Origin of the sequence: Catenibacterium sp., from assembly GCF_052354645.1 — a bacterium.
Lineage (GTDB): Bacteria > Bacillota_I > Bacilli_A > Erysipelotrichales > Coprobacillaceae > Catenibacterium > Catenibacterium mitsuoka_A.
Genome location: NZ_DAWDDM010000139.1, coordinates 1 through 5,091, shown reverse-complemented (window position 1 = coordinate 5,091; position 5,091 = coordinate 1). Strand labels below are relative to the sequence as shown.

Annotated in this window: 5 protein-coding genes and 1 riboswitch; of the genes, 1 reads left to right on the top strand and 4 read right to left on the bottom strand. The window is 32.3% G+C overall.

What is annotated here, in order from left to right:
* Nucleotides 1-8: 8 nt before the first annotated feature.
* A complete protein-coding gene (locus tag ACT8VG_RS07095) occupies nucleotides 9-179 on the bottom strand; it encodes a hypothetical protein (RefSeq protein ID WP_217107234.1) in 171 nt (56 codons plus the stop codon).
* A 162-nt stretch (nucleotides 180-341) separates the two neighbouring features.
* Here ACT8VG_RS07095 and ACT8VG_RS07090 point away from each other — a divergent pair, with 162 nt between their 5' ends.
* Nucleotides 342-1,130: a hypothetical protein gene (locus ACT8VG_RS07090; RefSeq protein WP_444195496.1), complete on the top strand. Its 789-nt coding sequence runs from the start codon at nucleotides 342-344 to the stop codon at nucleotides 1,128-1,130.
* Between the two features lie 274 nt (nucleotides 1,131-1,404).
* On the opposite strand, the gene ACT8VG_RS07085 is transcribed toward ACT8VG_RS07090, so the two are convergent.
* From ACT8VG_RS07085 to ACT8VG_RS07075, 3 genes are all read right to left on the bottom strand, one after another.
* Complete coding sequence (locus tag ACT8VG_RS07085; protein WP_444195495.1) at nucleotides 1,405-2,730, bottom strand: aspartate kinase; 1,326 nt, start codon at nucleotides 2,728-2,730, stop codon at nucleotides 1,405-1,407.
* A 71-nt stretch (nucleotides 2,731-2,801) separates the two neighbouring features.
* On the bottom strand, nucleotides 2,802-3,392 hold the full coding sequence (locus ACT8VG_RS07080) for an ECF transporter S component (RefSeq protein WP_418220867.1): 591 nt from the start codon (nucleotides 3,390-3,392) through the stop codon (nucleotides 2,802-2,804).
* Nucleotides 3,393-3,466: 74 nt separating this feature from the next.
* Nucleotides 3,467-3,580, bottom strand: a riboswitch (FMN riboswitch).
* Between the two features lie 61 nt (nucleotides 3,581-3,641).
* Nucleotides 3,642-5,091: SpaA isopeptide-forming pilin-related protein (locus tag ACT8VG_RS07075; protein ID WP_444195494.1), on the bottom strand; the 1,450-nt coding region annotated here is incomplete at its 5' end.

Genomic DNA, 5,091 nt, shown 5'->3' with positions numbered 1-5,091 from the left:
GTGAGAACTTACATTATCTCGATGTGAGTATATTTAATCACATTTAGAGTGGCAGGAAGCCAGATAGCTGTAATGCCTGCTTTTTTAAGCTTAAAGGCATTGATTCTTAATATTTTCCATAAATGTGGACTAGATGGAAGATACCATTCAAAACCCTGCATCATGACGCCCTTCTTCATACCATCACCCCTTTGTTTATTATAACCTATTGATTTATGTTGTGCACAAAGGGAATAATCTAAATGTACACAAAATGTATTGACAATAAGAACCGCTTACATTCAATATGTAATTGTATAACGATATAAAAGAACTATAATAGTGCATAAGGGAGTGGTGGTATGAAAAAGAAGTATGAAGCATTGGCTATTAGCTTCTTATTTGTGAATTTAGTATATAGTCATGGTGTGATTCATTTACAGCCTTCTATTGGGGATGAGATTGTAGGCATGTTGTATAATTTGTTTCATTTGTTTGAATATAATACGGTTATTGTACCTTTTGGTTTGAGTGCCTTCTGTTTTCTTATTGGCATGGCTGGTTCTTTTGTGATGGCTATATGTGGTATTCATTCACATAGTTCTATTTCTATATTTCAGGGAATATTAAGTTTAATACAAGGGTTACTTGGAGCTACTGTGATGACACTATTTATTCATGATCGTCATTTGATAGAAAAAGAATTAGTTGGTTCTTTAGGAACACTTACTACTATTACAATACTCGTTGTATTGTCTAATGCGATACTTAGTGTTCTAGTAGAGATGGATGTAAGAAATCATATACATCTATTTGATCATGCTTTATTAAATCCTTTAATGAGTAATTTACCACTTTCTACACTATTTCTAGTAATCACTTTAATAGCATATGCAATCATGTATTTGTTGCCAATAAATAGTATTTGTTATATGTTTGGATTAAATCTTGTACTATTGACAGGTGTACTTGGATGTTTTTCTATTGGTATGAGCGCATTATTAAGAAGAGTGAATACTCTTTATATGATATGTGGTAGTCTTATGGTTCTTATATGTTTAGTAAGCTTTATGAGATTTCATATTATTGCCTGTATATTAGCTGTCATCTGTCTTATTATATGTATAAGAAATAAACCTATTAATGTATAGAGGAGATCATCTCCTCTTTTTTACATAAAAAAGCCTTCGAAATGAAGGCTTTTATGACTTAAGTGCTAAGCGATATGAAATCTCATCTAGCATCACATAAACAGGGATAGGATACCGTAAGTAGTGGATGTATGATTTCAATTAATAATGCAGTAAATTTGTATTTCATGTAAATATTACCTCCCTTATTTATGAATTGTCTATATATTAGCATATAATAATATACATGTCACTCAATATTATAACAAAAAAAATAGAGAAGCAAATTGCTTCTCTATTCATCGTCTTCACTTGTGATAAACTCATCATAAATAGCTTTGATAGCTGGTTTGAAATAACAGTTTCTTACACCTACGATGATATTTAATTCTGATGAACCCTGGTCAATCATCTTAACGTTGATATTTTCTTTCGCAAGTGCTTTAAATACTCTTGCTGAAGTACCACGGCTGTCCTTCATACCACGACCTACAACCGCAATGAGGGCTAAATCAGATTCTAAGACAATATAGTCTGGCTGTACTGCACGATGTAATCCTGCAAGAATAGCCTGTTCTTTTTCAATAAAGTCATCACTATTCACAATGATAGTCATTGTATCAATACCAGAAGGCATATGTTCAAATGATAAGCCATGTTCTTCAAATACCTGTAGGACTTTACGACCAAAGCCGATTTCACTGTTCATCATGTCTTTTTCAATCATAACAGTCGCAAAACCTGTTTTACCTGCAATACCCGTAATAACATGATCTGGTTTATGACAAGTACTTTCTACAATTAAGGTACCTGGATCTTCTGGACTATTTGTATTCTTGATTAAGATAGGAATACCTTCGTTTCTTACTGGGAAGATGGAATTCTGATGTAGAACACTCGCACCCATATAAGATAATTCTCTTAGTTCTTTATAAGTGATTGTCGCAATTGGTTTAGGATTTTTCACAATACGAGGATCTGCAATTAAGAAACCTGATACATCAGTCCAGTTTTCATATAAATCTGCACAGGCACATTTTGCAACAATAGAACCAGTGACATCACTACCACCTCTAGAGAAGGCTTTAATACGCCCTGATTCATCATTTAACTGTCCATAGAATCCTGGAATAACTGCATAATCATGTTCAGATAAAGCTTTTGTAAGAGCTACATCTGTTCTCTTTTCATCATATCTACCATGTTTATCAATATAGATTACATCGGCAGCATCAATAAAGTCAAAGCCTAAATAATTAGCTAATACTTTACCATTTAAATATTCACCACGTGAAATTGTATAATCAAAACTATTCTGTTTCTTGATTTCTTCTTTAATTTTTTTAAAGTCTTCTTCTAAAGAAATATCAAGACCTAATTCAGTAATGATTTCATTGTAACGTTCTTTGATTCTGTCATAGATTTCTTCAAAATCATCTTTATTGTGATGTGAATAAGCTAGAATCAATAAGTCTGTTACTTTTGTATCTTCTTTATTTCTTTTCCCAGGGGCACTGGGAACTACATAATGACGATCAGTATCTTCTAGAACGATGTCATGTACTTTTTTAAATTGAGTTGCGCTGGCTAACGATGAGCCACCAAATTTAACCACTTTCATATCTTTATTCCACCTCACGCTTTTGTATAAAGATTACATGATATGGCTAAATTAATCAATATATTTTTTGCTTAATTCGAATATTTTTTCAAAATAACTTCGATTTTCTTGTAAGAAACGAATGTGATGATAGAAATAACACCATATTTAAAGAGATTGAATGGAACAAGTGATGCAATAACCATAGTTGTTACATCTTTTACAAATGGATTAACTGCAGATACCATTCCAACAATCTGTTCCATAGACATACCAAATAGTTTAGCATACATTGGGAACATCACTAAGATATTTGATGCAATCGCAAATAAGCTTGTTGTAATAGTGGCAAGTACCATACCTATTACAGCACCCTTCTTAGTACGATGCTTTCTATAATATAAGCAGGCTACTCCCATATAACATACGCTTAGTAAGAAGTTAGATGCTTCTCCTACAAACATAGTTGTTGTTGGTTTAAAGAGAAGGTTTAAAACGATCTTTAAGAATGCGATTAAAACACCAGTTACTGGGCCGAATACAAATCCACCAATTAATACTGGGAAGTCTGAGAAGTCAAATTTAATAAATCCAGGTGCTAATGGTACATTAAAGTCTAATACCATTAAGATTGCAGCTAATGCACCAAGTAGTGCTGCCATTACTAGTTTTTTAGTTTTCATTTTTGCCTCTTTCTATGGCGAAAAAAAATCTCCTATATATCTTATAGGAGATTGAAAAAGTCATTTCATAAAAACGCCATCTTTTTCCATCCGGACTATACCGTCGGTACTGGAATTACACCAGTTCATGCTTTACGCTCGCGGACTTTTACCGCCGATCAGGAATTTCACCTGCCCCAAAGATACAAGAACTATTATAGAAATGTTATATGAAGTTGTCAACAGATAGAAAAAAATAAGGCAAATCCCTTATTTAGTTCTTCTCTTTAAAAATAATACGACGCCAGAAGATAATACTAAAATACAACCTATTGCATAGATGAGTGTTGTACCCATACCACCTGTACTAGGTAGTAATGAGCCATAGTTATTCAATACATTGACTTGATCTACCACATCATTATCTACCTTTACAACACCTTTCCCATCAGTATCCGATGTAACAACTATCTTTATAGGTGTTTTTATTAAGTTGTAGCCTTTAGGCGCTTCTATTTCTTTTAAGTAGTATGTATCTGCTTGTATTCCTTTAATATTAATCTTTCCATCACTATAGGATGTTAGTGTAACATTTCCATTCTTACTATTATAATCAAAGTTACTTCCTGATTGAACAAATTTTAATGCATTAGTCTCAGTTGGATTTGAATCTTTAGATAAGATAAACTTTGCACCAGCAAGTGCTTTATTATATCCAGTATATTTAAATATAGGGATACTGTAAGTAAATGTTTCTGTTTTAGATTCTTCAGTTCTTGAGTTTTCACCATAAGTTAAATAAGAAGTATTAACGAGTGGTGTATCAATAGGTGCATCATTACTAAGTATCACTAAATACTTAATATAGATCTGTGTCAACTTACCTGAGTCAATATCATCTTGATATTTCTTATAAAACGAATCAGTAAAAGTCAAGTGAAAATTACAGCCGTCATTTGTATTGGTTGTTGAAACGTAATCGTTATATTTCTTCAAAGATTTACGCTTTAAGCTTTCATCTTTTTCATTACTATAATAGGCAATACCATCTTTAAGTACAGAATTATATTTCAAATATTGATTCATATAGTCATGTAAACAATAGTTTGTGACATGTGGCTTAACATTAATGATCGTTTCAAAGAAGACATTATCCCCACGATTCATTGAATTTCTTTTCTTATTATTACTTATTGTTCCACCATTGGCAACAAGCTTACTGACACTAGGAGAGGCATGCTTGTCTCTTATTTCTACTTTTGGATGAGTTGTATCAATACTGCAAGCTGTTCCTGTACTGGTTTCTACTAAGTAATATCCTAGTGGTAAGTTTTCAAATACAACTTTCGCATTTGTCTCATTAGATGCTTTTGCAGTTGCGGTTGGTGAAATATTTTTATTCTTCGCATATTCCATGGCAAGAAGACCAAAATTACGTGCACCAATTTCATTTTTTTGATCATCTTTAAAAGTGACATAACCATCATTATTTGTTTCTATATATTTTTTTGCAACACTTGAATTAATAAATCCATCCCAGGAATCACCATTTCTTATATATGAATAAGCCCCTTTGGTTTCATCAAAACTTTCAAGTGTTAAGATTTTAAATATCTTATATGTTTCCCCAGGTTTTACATTTGTAACTGTAACTTTACCGTTTGTATCTACTGCCTCAACAACAGTAACCATTGAAATAACCATCATAAATATACACATA

Bases quoted from the DNA above. Each gene is read 5' to 3' on its own strand.
- ACT8VG_RS07095 (WP_217107234.1), bottom strand. From the start codon at position 179: ATGAAGAAGGGCGTCATGATGCAGGGTTTTGAATGGTATCTTCCATCT.
- ACT8VG_RS07090 (WP_444195496.1), top strand. From the start codon at position 342: ATGAAAAAGAAGTATGAAGCATTGGCTATTAGCTTCTTATTTGTGAAT.
- ACT8VG_RS07085 (WP_444195495.1), bottom strand. From the start codon at position 2,730: ATGAAAGTGGTTAAATTTGGTGGCTCATCGTTAGCCAGCGCAACTCAA.
- ACT8VG_RS07080 (WP_418220867.1), bottom strand. From the start codon at position 3,392: ATGAAAACTAAAAAACTAGTAATGGCAGCACTACTTGGTGCATTAGCT.